Genomic DNA, 17,562 nt, shown 5'->3' on the forward strand with positions numbered 1-17,562 from the left:
CGTTTCAATATACTGAGGGGCGTCTTTCACGCTTTGGGTGAGGAATGATCGAGGTCAAGAACCTCCATCGGCATTTTGGCGGCTTTCGCGCAGTCGATGGCGCGACGCTTGAGATCGAAACCGGATCGATCACGGGATTGGTCGGACCGAACGGCGCAGGCAAGACGACGCTGTTCAATGTCGTGGCAGGCGTGCTGCCTCCGACCTCGGGCCAGGTGTTCATGGCGGGCGAAGACATTACCGGCCTGCCGCCACATGTCCTGTTCCACAAGGGCCTCCTGCGCACCTTCCAGATCGCGCACGAATTCAGTTCCATGACCTGCCGCGAGAACCTGATGATGGTGCCCGGTGGGCAGACCGGTGAAACGCTTTGGAACACATGGTTCGGGCGCAAGCGCATCGCGGATGAAGAGCGTGCGCTGAAAGCCAAGGCGGACGAGGTGCTGGAATTTCTCACAATCGAACATCTGGCCGATCACAAGGCGGGTCAGGTCTCTGGTGGACAAAAGAAGCTGCTGGAGCTTGGCCGCACCATGATGGTGGACGCGCGCATCGTGTTCCTTGACGAAGTCGGCGCGGGCGTGAACCGCACCCTGCTCAACACCATCGGTGACGCGATCCTGCGGCTGAACAAGGAACGCGGCTACACGTTCTGCATGATCGAGCACGACATGGATTTCATCGGCCGCCTCTGCGATCCAGTTATCGTGATGGCTGAGGGCAAGGTGCTGTCGAAAGGCACCATCGACGAGATCAAGGCCGATGAGCGCGTGATCGAGGCGTATCTGGGCACGGGATTGAAGAACAAAGAGGCGGTTGGATGAGCGACAACCCCTATCAGGACGACCGCGGCAACAAGGATGCGTCGATCACCAATCCGCACGGGCGCGGCACCCTGACATCAAGCGGTACGCAGCCGAATCCGATGCCGGGGAAGGATGGCCCGTACCTCATCGGTGAAAACATGACGGGCGGCTATGGCAAGGCTGGTCCCGACATCCTTCATGACTGCACGATCTCCGTAGAACGCGGAGAGATTGCAGTGATCGTGGGGCCGAACGGGGCGGGCAAGTCGACGGCGATGAAGGCGGTGTTCGGGATGCTCGACCTGCGTCACGGGCGTGTGTTGCTGGACGGTGACGACATCACCGCCCTGACGCCGCAGGCGCGGGTACGGCACGGTATGGGGTTCGTGCCGCAGACGTCGAACATCTTTACGTCGATGACCGTAGAAGAGAACCTCGAGATGGGGGCCTTCATCCGCGAAGATGATTTCGCCAGCACCATGGAGCAGGTGTTCGAGCTGTTCCCGATCCTGCGCGAGAAACGCGCGCAGGCCGCGGGCGAGCTGTCGGGCGGTCAACGTCAGCAGGTGGCCGTGGGTCGCGCGTTGATGACCCAGCCGAAAGTGCTGATGCTGGACGAGCCCACCGCAGGTGTGTCGCCGATCGTGATGGACGAACTCTTCGACCGGATCATCGAAGTGGCGCGGACCGGCATTTCCATTCTCATGGTCGAACAGAACGCGCGACAGGCGCTCGAGATCGCCGACAAAGGGTATGTGCTGGTGCAGGGAAGTAATGCGCATACCGGAACCGGTAAGGACCTGCTGGCCGATGCCGAAGTGCGCCGGTCTTTTCTGGGGGGATGAGCATGCGTCTTTTGATGATGGCGGGACTACTGGCGAGCGCTGTCGCCCAGACAGCAGTCGCAGACGACGCGTTCGAGTGTCGGTTCACCGTCGAATGTTTCGAGACGGAGACCTGCGGCGAGACGGACCTTGGAATCGCGGTCACACAAGTTCAGCCACAGGCGTCGATCTACCAGATCATCACGGATGCAGAGACCATGTCGGGCAAAGGACACACCGTTGAAACCGGCGGCTTTCTCTTTCAGGGCGGAAATGTGAACGGGGCGCATCTGTTGACAATCGCCGTTGGCGGTAGCGCCCGGTACTCCGTTCAGTATTTCGAGGGACCGATGGTCATCACCTATCACGGTCAATGCGAGGAGGTCGTCTGATGGATCTTCTCAACGGTTTCGTGGCGCTGGCCAACTTTGTGCTGATCCCGGCGATTGCCTATGGCAGCCAGCTGGCGCTGGGCGCTCTGGGCGTGACGCTGATCTATGGCATCCTGCGCTTTTCGAACTTCGCGCATGGCGACACGATGGCGATGGGAACGATGTTCGTTGTGCTGATCACCTGGGGGATGCAGGCGCTGGGCATTTCCTTCGGCCCCTTCCCCACGGCACTGCTTGCAATACCGTTCGGCATTCTTGGCGCGACGGCGCTGGTGTTGTTGACGGACAAGTACGTGTACAAGTTCTACCGCGCCCAAAAGGCCAAACCGGTGATCCTTGTCATCGTGTCTATGGGCGTGATGTTCATCTACAATGGCCTGACGCGGATCATCATCGGACCGGACGACTATCGCTTTGCCGATGGTGAACGCTTCGTCATCTCGGCGCGGACATTTCGCGACATGACGGGCCTTGAGGAAGGTCTGGCTGTCCGCACCACGCAGGTGATTACGGTCGTAACAGCCGTGATTGTGGTTGCGGCGCTGTTCTGGTTTCTCAACAAGACGCGCACCGGCAAATCCATGCGGGCGTTTTCCGACAACGAGGATCTGGCGCTACTTTCCGGCATCAATCCGGAGCGGGTGGTTCTGGTGACCTGGCTCATCGTCGCCTCACTCGCCACTGTGGCGGGTGTGCTCTATGGACTCGACAAGTCGTTCAAAGCCTTCACCTATTTCCAGCTTCTGTTGCCGATCTTTGCCGCGGCCATCGTGGGCGGCCTGGGCAACCCATTGGGCGCCATTGCGGGCGGGTTCGTGATCGCGTTCTCTGAAGTCGGGATCACCTATGCCTGGAAAAAGGTGCTGACCTATTTCATGCCCCCTGCCCTTGAGCCGGACGGCTTGGTGCAGATCCTGAGCACGGAGTACAAATTCGCGGTGAGCTTCGTGATCCTCGTGATCGTTCTTCTGTTCCGGCCAACGGGACTGTTCCGGGGGAAAGCGCTATGAGAACGTTTTTACTGTTCGGCGCCGTTGCGTGCCTGATCCTTGGAACCGGGTTTCTGCAAAGCTGGAACTCTGCGCTCTTGATCCTGAACATGGGTCTAGTCAGCGCGGTGATGGCGCTGGGTGTGAACCTGCAATGGGGCCTTGCGGGGCTCTTCAATGTCGGTGTCATGGGCTTTGTCGCGCTGGGCGGTTTGGCTGTTGTCCTGATCTCCATGCCGCCTGTCGGCGCGGCCTGGGCCGCCGGGGGCGGGCAAATCCTGTTGGGGCTCGTCCTCGGTGCTGCAACGATTGTCGGCGCAGTGCTGGTCTGGGCGCGCACGCTGGGCCGTGTCCGGGGATGGGCCACGGCGGCGGTGCTGCTTGTCGGGTTGATCATCTACCGCATGGTGCTTGACCCGGCGGTGGATGCGGTGGAATCGGTGGACCCGGCGCTTGCGGGCTACCTTGGGGGTCTCGGCCTTCCGGTGCTGCTGGCGTGGCCCGTGGGCGGTTTGCTGGCAGCGGGTGCGGCCTGGATCATCGGCAAAACCGCGCTGGGGCTGAGGTCGGACTATCTGGCCATTGCAACCCTTGGTATTGCCGAAATCGTCATTGCGATCCTGAAGAACGAGGACTGGATGGCGCGGGGCGTTAAGAACGTTATCGGTCTGCCCCGGCCGGTCCCCTACGAGGTCGATCTGCAGAACGACCCGGCCTTTGTCGAGCGTGCGGCGGGCTTTGGGCTGGATGCCACGACGGCATCCACGCTGTACGTGAAGCTTGAATACGGCATGTTGTTTGCCGTCGTGCTTATCACCCTGCTCGTCCTGGCGCAGCTTGCGCTGAAGAGCCCCTGGGGCCGAATGATGCGCGCCATTCGCGACAACGAGACGGCTGCGCGGGCGATGGGCAAGGACGTGACCGCGCGGCATCTTCAGGTCTTCATCCTCGGGTCCGCCATCTGCGGCATCGCGGGTGCGATGATGACAACACTCGACGGGCAGCTGACGCCCGGGAGTTACCAACCGCTGCGCTATACCTTCCTGATCTGGGTGATGGTGATCGTCGGGGGGTCCGGAAACAACCTCGGCGCGGTGCTCGGCGGGTTCCTGATCTGGTTCCTCTGGGTACAGGTGGAACCGATGGGTCAACTGTTGATGTCTGTCATCACAGCCGGTTTGGTGGACGGGTCGTGGTTGAAGGACCATCTGCTTGATTCCGTTCAGCATATGCGCCTTCTGACGATGGGTCTGATCCTTCTTCTGGTGCTGCGACTCAACCCGCGGGGCCTTCTGCCCGAGAAGTGATCCGGCGCGCCTATGAGACCTTTCGGCAAGAGACGCGCTCGTCCTGTCGGCCTAAAGTTGAGCGACATCGGCGGAGATCAGGTTCCGCGCAGACGACGATACGAGTGAGCCCGTGACCATGCGAGACACATCAACATCTGCTTTGACAGCTTTGGTGGTGGACGATCACCCGCTGTTTTGTGACGCGCTCACCCTGACCCTGAGGTCGATTGCGGATTTTGACGACATCCACACGGCCGGCACGCTGGAAGCGGCGCTCACGAAAGTGTCGGAAGAAGACGAGTTCGGCCTGATCCTCTTGGACCTGAACCTGCCGGACGTGAATGGGCTGGACGGGTTGGTGCGACTACGGACAGCGGCACCGAAGGCGATGATCCTGATCGTGTCATCCATGGCCGACAACCGCATGATTTCGCACGCTTTGAAAGCGGGTGCGGATGGGTTTGTGCCGAAGCATTCGCAGCGCGCTGTTTTCCAGAATGCGTTCGAGACCGTGCAATCGGGCCAGCCTTTTGTGCCGGACGGGTATATCGATCCGCAAGGCCAGGACGCGACGCGCGAGGCCCCGGAAGAGGCGCTGTCAAGACTGGCATCGCTGACGAACCAACAGGCGCGGATCCTCAACCTGATCTGCGAAGGCAAGCTGAACAAGCAGATCGCCTATGACCTGTCGATTGCGGAAACCACGGTGAAGGCGCATGTCACCGCCATCATGCGCAAGCTGGGGGTTCACAGTCGGACCCAGGCCGTCCTGATCGCGCAGGAAGCACGCTTCAACCGAGTCTTGCCAAGCGACACCTGATCCTCCTATTCTCGGTCCCAGCCAAACTTGGGGACCACAGAGTGGAAGGAAGCAGGGTTTTTCCTGCAACTGAATGTACTGAAAACGCCTCAGACGTCGTCGCCTTCGCTCAAGCGCGCTGCGACGACGCGAATATTGTCGAAGATTTACAGAAGCAGCTTGGACCGGGACCTTTTGAGCTTGTCTGCCTGTTTATCTCGCCAGAGGCCGATTTTCGGGCATTGGTTGAAGACGCGTCGCGCCGTTTCGGTGCGGCGGACGTTCTTGCGTGTACAACCGCTGGCGAATTGGGACGCGGTGGTTACGAGGAAGAACAGGTCATCGCGCTGGGTTTCCGGTCGGATCACATCAATGTTCTGACATACGCGATCGAGGACCTCGAAACGATCAGCGAGCACGCCATCGCCGGCGAGCTGATCGAAGCCCGCCTGTCACTGACCAAACGCGCACCCAACTGGCACTCGGAATTCGCGTTCCTCTTGGTGGACGGGCTCAGCCTTCGGGAAGAGCAGCTGACCGCGTTCCTGTCTGCCGGGCTCGGTCCGACGCCCCTTTTCGGGGGCTCATCCGGCGACGGGACCAAATTTGCCGAAACACTGCTCGCGCGGAATGGCACGATCATGAAGAACGCCGCCATCGTGGTGCTTGCGCGCTGTGATCGGCCTGTGCGGGTGTTCAGTCTCGATCACCTCCTGCCTACAGACCAGCGTATGGTGGTGACGTCGGCCTCACCCGACGAACGCATCGTGCACGAGATCAACGCAGAGCCAGCGGCGCTGGAATACGCCCGGCTTCTTGGGCTGGACCCCAACCAGCTTGACCAGTTCACCTTTGCAGAACACCCGGTGGTGGTACGGCTGGGCGATGCGCATCACGTTCGGGCAATCCAACAGGTGAACCAGAACAACGATCTCGTGTTCTTCTCGGCCATCAACGAGGGCATGGTCCTGACGCTTGCCCGCCACGAGGACATTGTTGCGCATCTGGAGCGCGGACTGACTGACCTTGCCATGCCGGACAAACCCGAGATCATCCTTGGCTGTGACTGCATCCTGCGTCGGATCGAGGCTGGCAGAAAGCAGCGGACGCATGAAATGAGCGCGGTTTTGCGCGAACACAACGTCGTCGGCTTTTCGACCTATGGCGAACAGATCGGCGGTTTGCACGTCAACCAGACGCTCACGGGAGTGGCCATCTATCCACCGGTGAAGTCCGAGGCATCCGATGTCGCTGATTAACCCAAACGATACGCTGGAGCGGCAGAACGAAAAGCTGCTCAAGATCGCCGACAGTCTGATGCGGCGTGTGGAATACGGGACGTCGCAATCCGGTGCAGCCTATGCCCAGTTCGAACGCGCGGCGTTGTTGGAAAAGCGTGTGCGAGAACGGACACTCGAACTGGAGCGCACGCTCGATCTTCTGCACGACGCCAACGCTCAGCTCGCGCGGGCCAATGACGAGACCGAAGCCGCACGGCGCAACCTTGCCGATGCGATTGAAACCATCTCGGAAGGGTTCGCCCTGTTCGATCCTCAGGACGTGCTGGTGCTTTGCAACTCGCGGTTTTGCCGCGACTTCAAGGACACCGCAACGGAACTGAAACCGGGCCTGCCATTTGACAGCTATGTTGACCGGGTCAGCCGATCAAAGTACCTGAGTCTGCCCGAAACGCAGGATCGCAACGCCTGGGCCAAGATGCGCCGCAAGAAGCACACGGAACGGCGGGTGATGTTCAACGTCCGGCTTGTCGAGGATCGCTGGCTGCAGGTGTCCGAACAGCGCACCAAGAACAACGGCACCGTGGTTCTTCAGACCGACATCACCGACATCATGCGGACCGAACGGCAGGAGCAGGCCAAGCTTCGGGACAAGCAGACCCGCATGATCCGGGCGACGCTGGATCACTTGAACCAAGGCGTGTGCATCTTCGACGAGAACGCGCAGCTGGTCGGATGGAACCAGAAAATCGGCACGCTGTTGTCCCTCCCCGCCCGCCGGTTGCGCATTGGCGCCACCTTTGTCGGCTTGCTGGATGATCTGGACGACGAATACGAATTCACCCGCGGCATCGATCGCGGGTCGTTCCGCCGTTGGGCCGTGTCGGACGGGTTGCGGCAGCCGATTTCCTTTGAGGTGCAACGCGGGGACAGCGCGATCCTGCACATCTTCGGTCGCGCGATGCCGGACCGGGGGTTCGTGATCTCCTGTACCGATGTGACGGCCGAACGCGAAGCGGCGCAGAAGCTGTACGAGTTGAACGAGATCCTTGAGCAGCGCGTCATGGAGCGCACGCTTGAGCTCGAAGATGCGCTAAGCGCCGCCGAGCGGGCGAACGCGTCGAAGTCCCGGTTCGTGGCAGCGGCGAGCCATGACCTTTTGCAACCGTTGTCCGCCGCCAAGCTGTTCATGGCGTCGCTGTCAGACAAGCTGGACGCCCCGAACGAGCAGGCTGTGCTGTCCAAAGCCGAAACCGCGCTCGAAGCGGCGGAACAGATCATCGACGCGCTCCTCAACATTTCGAAGCTTGAATCGGACGGTCTGAGCTTTGACATCCGCCCCGTGGCGCTTCGCGAGGTTTTCGATCCCTTGCGCGACGAGATGGGCATTCTGGCCGCCCAGAAGGGGCTCAGACTGCGCATCCTTGACAGTTCTCTGGTGGTGAAAACCGACCCCTCGTATCTGCGTCGGATCGTGCAGAACCTGCTGACCAACGCCATTCGCTACACTGACACCGGTCGCGTCGTCGTGGGTGCGCGCCGCAATGGCGAATCCGCGCGGATCGAGGTTTGGGACACCGGACCCGGGATCGCCGAAGAAGACCAAAATTCGATTTTCGAGGAATTCCGCCGTCTCGACACGAAGGCCAGCAACAACGATGGTCTCGGTCTTGGCCTTGCCATTGTCGAGCGTGCCTGCGCGCGTTTGGGTCATCCGCTTGGCCTTTGGTCCGAACTCGGGCGCGGATCGTGTTTCATGCTGAACGTGCCACTGGCACATGATGCGGAACTGAGCACACGCAACAAAACGATCAACGCGTCGCCCATCGGGCTGACGCAAGCAGGTCTGATCGCACTGCTGGTCGAAAACGATCCGCAGCTGCGCCGCGCGATATCGATCTTGATCGAAAGTTGGGGCGTCAGCGTGATCGAGGCTGAGGACGCAGAGAGCGCCTTGGATCTGATGGACGATCTGCAGATTTCTCCCGACGCGCTGCTGCTTGACTACCAGCTTGGCGATGGCCCGACCGGGACGGAGCTGTACGAAGAGCTCACTCGGCGTCTGGGCCGCCTGCCCTGCGCGATTGTCTCGGCAGAAAGATCGACGCACCTGCGACAAGAGACGCGACGGCTGGAGATCGAGCTTCTGCTCAAGCCGCTGGATCGCGCGAAACTGATTGAATTTCTTCAGAGTGCCGCATTACGGGCCGGGATCTGACGCCTATTCGGCAACCTTCTCTGCCGCCGGATCTGACGCCACGAGGTAATCCTTGACCCGCTCGTGGATCGCGTCCGGCCAGCGCCGAGTTCGCAGGGCAATCGACTCGGTCAAAACCAATGTCCCGGTCATCGACACGCGCGTCTCGGCGCCGGTGGTGCCGACAATCTCTAGCCACATGCTGCTGCGACGGATTTCGCGCACCGAGAGCCGCCACGTCAAACGGTCGCCAAGTCTGCTGGGCGCAGGAAACTCCGCGCTGACATTCACAAACGGCAATGACAGATTATCGCTGCCCTGAACCTGGCTCATCGGCCAATCAAGTGCTTCATCGAGCCAATTCTCGATGACATTGTGCATCATGTCGAAATATCGCGGAAGAAAAACGATTCCAGATGGCTCGCAATCACGGAGCATGACATCGTGAACGTATTTATATGCCGGCATGCCGGGTCGTCCCGTTTGGTTCCCAATGGCTGTCTTATATCGACAGCGCTCCGTCGTTATCGTCTATAAAAGACGCATTTTACAATATCTTTTGTCCAGAATGCCGGATTTTTTAGCTTGGTGAAAGCGGCCGGTTGCGGGTGTCGGCATCGTCCCGCCGTCAGCGGGCAATGACGATATCGGCGCGCAGACCGCCCAGTCGTTCACTCTGACTCAAGCGCAGGACACCGCCGTGCACGCGGGCGATATCCGCCGCGATGGCGAGGCCCAAGCCAACACCCGACCCCTGATCCTGATTGCGTGCGGGATCCAGTCGCACAAAGGGGCGAAGCGCGGCGTCGCGCTGCTCGGGCGGGATACCCGGTCCGTCATCTTCCACCCTCAAACGCAAAGATTTTTCCCCCAAGGCAACGGACACCTCACACTGTGTTCCGTAGCGGACCGCATTGCCGATAAGGTTCTCAAGCGCGCGTCGCATGGCCGTCCGGCGCAGGGTGATGGTGCCCTGCCCCTCGGTCTCGGCAAGGGTGACCGGTGTTCCGGCACGCTGGCTGTCCTCAACAATCGATCGCACGAAGTCCGGTATGGGCGTCGGCTCTGCCTCAGCGCTTTCGGCATTGCCGCGCGCGAAGTCGAGGAAGGCGTCGATCAGGCGCTGCATATCGTCGATGTCGCGTTCCAATGGTTCGCGTTCTTCGTCTGACAACATCGACACGCCAAGCCGCAATCGGGTGAGCGGTGTGCGCAGGTCATGACTGACCCCGGACAGCATCATCGTGCGTTGTTCGATCTGGCGTTCAAGCCGCGCGCGCATGTCCAGAAACGCGTGACCCGCTGCTCGCACCTCGACCGCCCCGGCAGGCGAATACGGCAATCGCCGGCCCCGACCGAAAGCCTCTGACACCTCAGCCAATCGCGTGATCGGGCGCAGCTGGTTGCGGAGATAAAGATAGGCGATGAGGGTCATCAAGGCACCGAAGACCACCATATTGACCAAAAGCTGGTGCGGATTGGACGCAGAGGCCCGTTCGCGGTTGAATTCGATCTTCGTCAGTTGCTGGCCGTCCCTCGCGGTCCAGACGAATACGGTTCGGTCGTCGACCAGATGCGCCCGCTGAAACCCGACCACGTCCCGGGCCAGCGTGCGTATCACGACAATGCCCGAAAAATCGTACCACCGCCTGATGTTGTCTTCCGGAAGATCGGCTGCGTTTGTCGGAAGAAAATCAAGCCGGAGCGCCTCGGCCAAGGCCGGGTCATCCACCCAGTCAGGCGAAAGCACCGCGTTGATCTCGCGGGCAATCTCGCGGCTCATTTGTTCGGTCACACCTTCGAAATGGCGCTGAATGAATACGATCGACACGACAAGCTGCAGTGTGACCACCGGCAGAATGAGAATGAGCGCAGCGCGTCCATAAAGCCCACGGGGCATGTATCGTTTCAACCAGTCAAACGTCATGTGGCCACGCTAGCGGACGTGTCTGAAAAACGAAATGAGCAGCCTCCGATGACTTGCATTTTCTCCAGCAGACTGGTGCTGTTGCATGTGACCGAGAGTGGATGCGTTCGATGCAAGACCCCCAGCCCGACTTTCGCCCGAAGATCGGAGAGGCAGAGGAAGTTGCCCCGGGCATCCGCCGTCTCGTCGCCCCCAATCCGTCCCCGATGACCTTTCGCGGCACAAACACCTATCTTGTCGGCGAACGCGAGGTTGCGGTGATCGATCCGGGACCAGAAGACGCAAGCCATTTGCAGGCCATTCTTGACGCGTGTGCTGGCGCGACGGTCGCCGCCATTCTTGTGACACACGCCCATGTCGACCACTCGCCTCTTGCGGCGCGGCTCAAGGCAGCGACCGGCGCGCCGATCTACGCGTTCTCGGATGCCACAGGTGGGCGCAGCGCGGTGATGCAGCACTTGGCCGCGACGGGTTTGGTGGGAGGTGGCGAAGGCGTTGACGCGGGTTTTGCTCCGGACATTTGCCTTCGAACAGGCGACAATGTTGAGATCGAAGGAGCGTCATTGACCGCGCTCCATACGCCGGGCCATTTCGGTAATCATCTGGCCTTTGCCCTTGGCGATCACCTGTTTTGCGGGGACCTCGTCATGGGCTGGGCCAGTTCGCTGGTTTCGCCGCCTGATGGTGACCTGACCGATTTCATGGCGTCTTGCCGGATGTTGCGAGAAACGCGCTGGTCAAGCTTTCATGCGGGCCACGGCGCGCCGATTGACGATCCGGCCGCGCGGTTGGATTGGCTCATCTCGCATCGGCTTTCGCGGGAGGCCGCGATCCTGGATGCTCTGCAGGACAGCCCCGCAACATGCGCCACCTTGGCAGAGCGCATCTACACGGATACACCCGCCATCCTCTTGCCCGCCGCGATGCGCAATGTTCTTGCGCATATTATTGATCTATATGGAAAAAAAAGAGTTTTCCCCAAGGGAGAATTGACCGCTGACGCGGTATTCGAACTGGTCTGACCCGATAACGTCTCTTTCGACGGTTTTTTTTATCAAACCCTCTGGACGCGCGCCGACACTGTTGCTAAACCGCGCCTCGTGTTCCGGCGTAGCTCAGCGGTAGAGCAGTTGACTGTTAATCAATTGGTCGTAGGTTCGATCCCTACCGCCGGAGCCAAAATCAACGAAAAGGTCCGATCTTGATGTCGCTCGCGCGACACGCGTGATGCGTTTGATGCCGCGGGACGGCTTGCTTGCTTCGGACGAAGCTGGCACTGCTGCGCCACCAATGCCGGAGCAGCGCCATGTCGAAGACCGTTTTCCTGATCAATGGACCGAACCTCAACCTACTGGGAAAGCGCGAGCCCGAGATCTACGGCGCGGACACGCTTGAGGACGTGAAAGAGCGGTGCGCCGCGTTGGCGACCGGCGCAGGTCTGACACTGGACGCCATGCAGTCGAACCACGAGGGTGAGATCATCGACATGATCCACCGCGCTCGAGATGAGGCGGCAGCGATTGTGATCAACCCGGGCGCTTTCACGCATACCTCCATCGCGATCTTCGATGCACTGCAGGCTTTCGACGGGCTGGTCTTCGAGGTCCACATCTCGAACGTCCACAAGCGCGAAGCGTTTAGGCACCACTCCTACGTGTCTGCCCGCGCCGATGGCGTTCTGGCGGGGTTCGGGGTCGAAGGCTACGAACTTGCGCTGCGGCGGGTGATCAGCCTGTTGGGTTGAGGCTCAGAACGACCCGTCTTCCAGCACACCGTCCGCCGACATCTGGGCGTAAAGCAATCCCTCGCGCAAACCCCGGTCCGCGACCGACAGGCGATCCGTCGGCCAGCACCTGAGCAAGGCCTGCAGAATTGCCGCGCCGGACATGATGAGTGCCTGACGGTCCTGCCCAATACGTGGATCGGCGCGGCGGCCTTCCGGCCCAAGGCGCAGATAGCCCGAAATCACCTTTTCGATCTGGTCCGACGTCATACGCAGCCCGTCCACCTTGGTCCGGTCGTAGCGCTTGAGACCCAGATGGCTGGCGGCCACCGTGGTGACAGTGCCGCTTGTGCCGACAATCTGGAAACCTTCGCGCGCCTGTTCGTCCTTATAAGGCGCGAATTCGGCGAGGTTTTCCTCGAAATACCAGCTCATCAACGCATAACGCGCGGAATCGCTTTCGACGTCTGAGAATTGGTCACGCAAGGTCGCAACGCCCAAGGGTACGCTGATCCAGTCCACGACGCGCGCGGCGGGGAACGGGCTGTCCTTGGTGTGAAACCCGGCATGCAGGCGCATGATGGCGCGCGGGCGTTCGAAGCTCGGCACAGCGCTCAGGTCAATCCAGACAAGCTCGGTCGAGCCACCGCCGATGTCGACGACAAGCAGCTGCTCGGTCTTCGTGCTGACGAGCGGCGCACAGGAGATCACTGCGAGCCGCGCTTCTTCCTCGGGCTGTATGATCTCAAGCGTGAGACCGGTTTCGCGCTTCACCTGGCGGATGAACTCACGTGAATTGTGTGCCCGCCGGCAGGCTTCGGTCGCCACAAGTCGCATCCGACGTACGTCGTGGCGACGGATCTTCTGCTGACACACGCGAAGCGCCGAGATGGTCCGGTTCATCGACGACCGGCTCAAGCGCCCAGACTTCTCAAGGCCCGCACCCAGTTGAACGGACTTGGAAAAACTGTCGACCACGTGGAATTGATTGCCCTTGGGTTGGGCAATCAACATCCGACAACTATTTGTACCCAGATCCAACGCGGCATACAGCTCGGATGGATCGGGCCTCGACGGCGCGGGGCTCTCAACCGGTTTCGGGAATGCGCCCGCACCTTTGGGACGCTTTGGCGCCATGACTTCGCGCCTTCCGAATTTGTAACTTGCATTAAACCTAAGCGGGCGCACGGCGTATCGCAAGCGTCCTGATGGACGATATCGGCTTTATGAACGCGGCTCATGCAAAGGCTGAGAATTTTGGCCTCGGTGGTGCATCGCATTTGTCACGCCCAGACCCTATTGTTGTTGCAGGGTCGCGGACAGAAGCGGTTAAGTCGAAAACCGACCCTTGGCGCGCGATGCGCTCAATTACGAAGGCGCAAATGGCGAAGGAATCGGTTCCATGGCGGATGTCACAGTTGTGTACTGGCGCGATATTCCAGCGCAAATCATCGTTGGCAAAGGCCGTCGCGGCGCCAAGGCGCAGCTGAGTGAGCGCTTCGAGCAAGCGATTGATCGCGCCGCGATGAAGGTCGGCGCGGCGGACACCGACAGCTACCTCGCTGAATGGCGCAAGGCCACGCCTTACGCGATCGACGGAGACGCGCAGGACGTCTGCACGGCAGAGGCCGCGCGACTGGAAGCGGAATACGACGCAGCGCGACTGAAAGCGCTGATAGACAATGAAGGCTGGGCTGTCGCCCCGTGACCCTGAAGGAGGCCATCATGGCTTTGTTGAATTTCCGCAAGCGTGAAGACACGCGGCAGGCCGGTTCTCCGGACCTGGAGGCGTTCCTGAAAGGCTTCTCCATCGAGGTGATGCCCCGGACCGCCGAAAAGGTTGACGATTTTCAAGCGCTCCTGGCACCCGGGACGCGCGTCTATATTGCCCATATCGACGGCACGCCGATTGAGGACATGGTTGCCACCGCCCGTCGCCTTGCCGAGGCCGGTTTTCCTGTCATGCCGCATTTCCCGGCGCGCATCATCAAGGACGACATGATGCTGGCTGACTGGATCGCGCGCTATCAGGGCGAAGCCGGTGTCGAACAGGCGCTTCTCCTCGCGGGTGGTGTGGCGGAACCTCATGGGGCGTTCCATTCCTCCATGCAGCTTCTAGAGACGGGGCTGTTCGACAAGGCGGGCTTCACGCGACTGCATGTGGCTGGCCACCCGGAAGGCAACAAGGACATCGATCCGAAGGGCGGCATGAAGAATGTCGAAGACGCTCTGCGCTGGAAGCAGGCGTTTTCCGAACGGACGGACGCGAAGATGGCCTTGGCCACGCAATTCGCCTTCGACGCCGATCCGATCATCAAATGGGTCGACGACCTGTCTGCAGCGGGGATCACCCTGCCCGTCCATATCGGGATTGCGGGTCCGGCCAAGCTTCAGACCCTGATCAAATTCGCCATTGCCTGCGGCGTTGGTCCGTCACTCAGGGTTCTGCAAAAGCGCGCGATGGACGTGTCGAAGCTGCTTTTGCCGTACGAACCGACAGATGTGTTGACCAAGCTTGCCGCGCACAAAGCCAAGAACCCGGACTTCAATATCGAACAGGTGCATTTCTTCCCGCTTGGCGGGATCAAGACAAACGCGACCTGGGCGATCGAGAACGGCGGTGAGTCCACGGCGCCGGTCTCGGCCCGCTGAGCTAAGATGCCGGCACTTCTGTTCGACCTCGACGGGACCATGCTCAATTCGGACGCGATCCACGAGCAGGTGTACAGGGAACTTTGGGCGTCGCGCGGTCTAGAGATGACGGATGGGTTCTACATGGCGCATGTGCACGGGCGGCTGAATGTCGACGTGTTTGCCGAATTCCTGCCGGACGAACCGGACCCGCAGGGCCTGAGCGAATGGAAAGAGGCAGAGTTCCGCGCCCGCCTGCCGCGACCCTACCCGCCGATGCCGGGGGTGCTGGATGTGCTTGAAACGGCGCGCGCTCAAGGATGGGCCGTATCTGTGGTGACAAACGCGATGCGGCTGAATGCCGACGCGATGCTCGCGGCCATCGGGGCACAAGACTTCGTCGATGACGTGATCATCGGCGAGGAGTGTACCCATGCCAAACCGCATCCCGAGCCCTATCTGACGGCGATGTCTCGCCTCGAGGTCGCGCACCACGATTGCATCGCCTTCGAGGACAGCCCCACAGGCGTGCGTGCCGCCACTGCATCCGGTGCGTTTACCATCGGTGTGCGCTCGGCCTTGTCAGACGCAGACCTGCGGGACAACGGCGCCCACGCCACCATCCAGGATTTCACCGACACCGCGTTGCCAGCCCTGCTGGACCGCCTCAAAGGAGCCGCCGCATGACACGGACCGTTATCGAGTCAAAAACCAAAACCGCCTTGATCGGGTTCGACCAGCCGTTCTGCGTCATCGGGGAGCGGATCAACCCCACCGGTCGCAAGGTCCTCAACGAAGAGTTGGAACGCGGCGATTTCAGCCGGGTTGAGGCGGATGCACTGGCACAGGTGGCCGCTGGTGCCAATGTGCTCGATATCAACTCGGGCGCGGTCTTCTCGAACAAGATGGCCGAAGACCCGCGCTACGCCGACAACAACTTCGTCGAGCCGACCTTGATGAAGGAACTGGTCGAACATGTGCAGGCCGTCACCGACTGCCCGCTCTGCATCGACTCGTCTGTGCCCGGGGCCTTGGAAAACGGGCTTGCCGCAGCCGAAGGCCGCCCGCTTCTGAACTCGGTCACGGGTGAAGAAGAGCGGCTCGAACTGGTGTTGCCGCTGGTGAAGAAATACAACGTGCCGGTCGTCGCGATCTCGAATGACGATACCGGCATCAGTGAAGATCCGGACGTGCGGTTTGCCGTTGCGAAGAAGATCGTGGAGCGTGCTGCGGATTTTGGCATTCCCGCGCATGATATCGTTGTCGACCCGCTCGTCATGCCAATCGGAGCGATGGGCACTGCCGGGTTGCAGGTTTTCACCCTTGTCCGCCGTCTGCGCGAAGAGCTGGGCGTCAACACCACCTGTGGCGCGTCGAATATCAGCTTCGGGCTTCCGAACCGACACGGGATCAACAACGCCTTCCTGCCGATGGCAATCACGGCGGGCATGACCAGCGCAATCATGAACCCGGTGGCCTTGCCCGTGGGGCCGACGAAACTCGCCGAGAAAAGAGCCGAAGTCGAGGCTGCAGGCATCGTTCTTCCGCCCGAAATGGATGACGAGACGTTTTGCCAGCTGTTTGGCCTGGGCTCGACCAAGCCGAAGCCGGGCAAAGAGATGGAGGCGATCCGCGCGGCCAACTTCCTGACCAACAATGACGAAGGCGGCGCGGCCTGGATCGAATTCAACAAACAGCCCCCGAAAGCCGGCCACGAAGGGCGCGGTCGCGCAGGTCGGTCCGGAGGCCGACGCCGCCGCGCGTGACCTTGGCAATAAGGCCCTTAACGCAAAATTAGCACCCCGGTCTCAGAATCTTCGTACGAAGATTCTGGGCCGTTGCCAGTAAATTCTATGAACGTCGGCCGGTCTGCCAAAGGACTGGTTAATGTCGTTGGCACAGGCAGCGCGGGGCAGCGTCAGACACGTACGCCGCGACGCCCTGCCAGATCGGTGAAATACTGCCACGCCACGCGCCCCGAGCGCGATCCGCGCGTGGCTTGCCATTCGATCGCTTCCGCACGCAGCGTCGCATCGTCGATCTCGACGCCATACGCGTCGCAATACCCCCGGATCATGGCGAGGTAATCGTCCTGATTGCAGGGATGGAATCCAAGCCAGAGACCAAACCGGTCGGACAGCGATACCTTCTCCTCGACCGCTTCGGACGGATTGATCGCCGAGGACCGCTCATTCTCGATCATATCGCGTGGCATCAGGTGGCGCCGGTTCGATGTGGCATAGAACACCACATTCTCCGGCCGCCCCTCAACGCCACCGTCCAACACCGCTTTCAGAGATTTGTAATGCTGGTCGTCGTGGCTGAAGCTCAAATCATCGCAGAACAGGATGAACCGGTGCGACGACACTCGCAAAAGGTTGAGCAGTCGCGCCACGCTCGGCAGATCCTCGCGTTGCAATTCCACAAGTTTTGCCGACTGACCTTCTGCCAGGATCGCCGCATGCACCGCTTTGACAAGGCTCGACTTGCCCATCCCGCGCGCGCCCCACAACAAAGCGTTGTTCGCGGGCAGGCCGCTGGCGAATTGCCTTGTGTTCGCAAGCAGCGTGTCCCGGCTGCGATCCACACCGACCAACAGGTCAACCGGCACCCGGCTCACCTCGGGCACGGGCTGCAGATGGTCCGGGCCCACATGCCAGACAAACGCGTCAGCGGCATCGAAGTCAGGCGCAGGCTGCGGCGCGGGGGCAAGCCGTTCCAGCGCAGCGGCGATCCGCTCCATCGGG

At 60.8% G+C, this 17,562-nt stretch carries 18 protein-coding genes and 1 tRNA gene; 15 read left to right on the forward strand and 4 right to left on the reverse strand.

Features of this window, described 5'->3' with window-relative positions:
• Positions 1-44 precede the first annotated feature (44 nt).
• The 8 genes from BUA42_RS06380 (at position 45) to BUA42_RS06415 (ending at position 8,555) form a co-directional block, all read left to right on the forward strand.
• Positions 45-824, forward strand: a complete 780-nt coding sequence (locus tag BUA42_RS06380; protein ID WP_072776895.1) for an ABC transporter ATP-binding protein — start codon at positions 45-47, stop codon at positions 822-824.
• Positions 821-1,651 carry an ABC transporter ATP-binding protein gene (locus BUA42_RS06385; protein WP_072776896.1) on the forward strand — a complete coding sequence of 277 codons (831 nt, stop codon included), beginning with the start codon at positions 821-823 and terminating at the stop codon, positions 1,649-1,651. Before BUA42_RS06380 ends, BUA42_RS06385 begins: the two co-directional genes overlap by 4 nt.
• 2 nt (positions 1,652-1,653) lie before the next feature.
• Positions 1,654-2,022, forward strand: a complete 369-nt coding sequence (locus BUA42_RS06390; RefSeq protein ID WP_072776897.1) for a hypothetical protein — start codon at positions 1,654-1,656, stop codon at positions 2,020-2,022.
• The gene (locus BUA42_RS06395; protein ID WP_072776898.1) at positions 2,022-3,032 is read left to right on the forward strand and encodes a branched-chain amino acid ABC transporter permease; all 1,011 of its coding nucleotides are present in this window, start codon (positions 2,022-2,024) and stop codon (positions 3,030-3,032) included. Before BUA42_RS06390 ends, BUA42_RS06395 begins: the two co-directional genes overlap by 1 nt.
• Positions 3,029-4,318 carry a branched-chain amino acid ABC transporter permease gene (locus tag BUA42_RS06400; protein WP_072776899.1) on the forward strand — a complete coding sequence of 430 codons (1,290 nt, stop codon included), beginning with the start codon at positions 3,029-3,031 and terminating at the stop codon, positions 4,316-4,318. The genes BUA42_RS06395 and BUA42_RS06400 overlap by 4 nt, the downstream gene beginning before the upstream one ends.
• A gap of 118 nt (positions 4,319-4,436) precedes the next feature.
• Positions 4,437-5,120 (forward strand): response regulator, encoded by a 684-nt coding sequence (locus tag BUA42_RS06405; protein WP_072776900.1) that lies wholly within the window; start codon positions 4,437-4,439, stop codon positions 5,118-5,120.
• Between the two features lie 41 nt (positions 5,121-5,161).
• Complete coding sequence (locus BUA42_RS06410) at positions 5,162-6,358, forward strand: FIST N-terminal domain-containing protein (RefSeq protein WP_072776901.1); 1,197 nt, start codon at positions 5,162-5,164, stop codon at positions 6,356-6,358.
• Entirely contained in the window at positions 6,345-8,555 is a 2,211-nt protein-coding gene (locus BUA42_RS06415; protein WP_072776902.1) for a PAS domain-containing hybrid sensor histidine kinase/response regulator, read from the forward strand. The genes BUA42_RS06410 and BUA42_RS06415 overlap by 14 nt, the downstream gene beginning before the upstream one ends.
• A gap of 3 nt (positions 8,556-8,558) precedes the next feature.
• Here BUA42_RS06415 and BUA42_RS06420 read toward each other — a convergent pair whose 3' ends face one another.
• Together BUA42_RS06420 and BUA42_RS06425 are read right to left on the reverse strand one after the other, a co-directional pair.
• A complete protein-coding gene (locus BUA42_RS06420) occupies positions 8,559-8,915 on the reverse strand; it encodes an acyl-CoA thioesterase (protein WP_218588616.1) in 357 nt (118 codons plus the stop codon).
• A 247-nt stretch (positions 8,916-9,162) separates the two neighbouring features.
• Positions 9,163-10,461, reverse strand: coding sequence for an ATP-binding protein (locus BUA42_RS06425; RefSeq protein ID WP_072776904.1), 1,299 nt, complete (start codon positions 10,459-10,461; stop codon positions 9,163-9,165).
• A 110-nt stretch (positions 10,462-10,571) separates the two neighbouring features.
• Between BUA42_RS06425 and BUA42_RS06430 the strand changes: the two genes are divergently transcribed.
• The 3 genes from BUA42_RS06430 (at position 10,572) to aroQ (ending at position 12,205) form a co-directional block, all read left to right on the forward strand.
• On the forward strand, positions 10,572-11,483 hold the full coding sequence (locus BUA42_RS06430) for an MBL fold metallo-hydrolase (protein ID WP_072777443.1): 912 nt from the start codon (positions 10,572-10,574) through the stop codon (positions 11,481-11,483).
• Between the two features lie 82 nt (positions 11,484-11,565).
• Positions 11,566-11,640: transfer RNA gene (locus BUA42_RS06435), tRNA-Asn, on the forward strand.
• Positions 11,641-11,767: 127 nt separating this feature from the next.
• Entirely contained in the window at positions 11,768-12,205 is a 438-nt protein-coding gene (gene aroQ / locus BUA42_RS06440) for a type II 3-dehydroquinate dehydratase (protein WP_072776905.1), read from the forward strand.
• A 3-nt stretch (positions 12,206-12,208) separates the two neighbouring features.
• On the opposite strand, the gene BUA42_RS06445 is transcribed toward aroQ, so the two are convergent.
• Positions 12,209-13,321 (reverse strand): Ppx/GppA phosphatase family protein, encoded by a 1,113-nt coding sequence (locus tag BUA42_RS06445; protein WP_072776906.1) that lies wholly within the window; start codon positions 13,319-13,321, stop codon positions 12,209-12,211.
• A gap of 265 nt (positions 13,322-13,586) precedes the next feature.
• On the opposite strand from BUA42_RS06445, the gene BUA42_RS06450 reads away from it, so the two are divergent.
• From BUA42_RS06450 to BUA42_RS06465, 4 genes are read left to right on the forward strand one after another with little or no spacing between them, the layout of a single operon-like run.
• The gene (locus BUA42_RS06450; RefSeq protein ID WP_072777444.1) at positions 13,587-13,892 is read left to right on the forward strand and encodes a virulence factor; all 306 of its coding nucleotides are present in this window, start codon (positions 13,587-13,589) and stop codon (positions 13,890-13,892) included.
• Positions 13,893-13,909: 17 nt separating this feature from the next.
• The gene (locus BUA42_RS06455) at positions 13,910-14,836 is read left to right on the forward strand and encodes a methylenetetrahydrofolate reductase (RefSeq protein ID WP_072776907.1); all 927 of its coding nucleotides are present in this window, start codon (positions 13,910-13,912) and stop codon (positions 14,834-14,836) included.
• 6 nt (positions 14,837-14,842) lie between these two features.
• Positions 14,843-15,502 carry an HAD family hydrolase gene (locus BUA42_RS06460; protein WP_072776908.1) on the forward strand — a complete coding sequence of 220 codons (660 nt, stop codon included), beginning with the start codon at positions 14,843-14,845 and terminating at the stop codon, positions 15,500-15,502.
• A complete protein-coding gene (locus tag BUA42_RS06465; RefSeq protein WP_072776909.1) occupies positions 15,499-16,581 on the forward strand; it encodes a methyltetrahydrofolate cobalamin methyltransferase in 1,083 nt (360 codons plus the stop codon). The genes BUA42_RS06460 and BUA42_RS06465 overlap by 4 nt, the downstream gene beginning before the upstream one ends.
• Before the next feature lie 152 nt (positions 16,582-16,733).
• On the opposite strand, the gene BUA42_RS06470 is transcribed toward BUA42_RS06465, so the two are convergent.
• Positions 16,734-17,558 (reverse strand): ATP-binding protein, encoded by an 825-nt coding sequence (locus tag BUA42_RS06470; RefSeq protein ID WP_072777445.1) that lies wholly within the window; start codon positions 17,556-17,558, stop codon positions 16,734-16,736.
• Positions 17,559-17,562 lie beyond the last annotated feature (4 nt).

Origin of the sequence: Marivita hallyeonensis (genome assembly GCF_900129875.1) — a bacterium.
Classification (GTDB): Bacteria; Pseudomonadota; Alphaproteobacteria; order Rhodobacterales; family Rhodobacteraceae; genus Marivita; species Marivita hallyeonensis.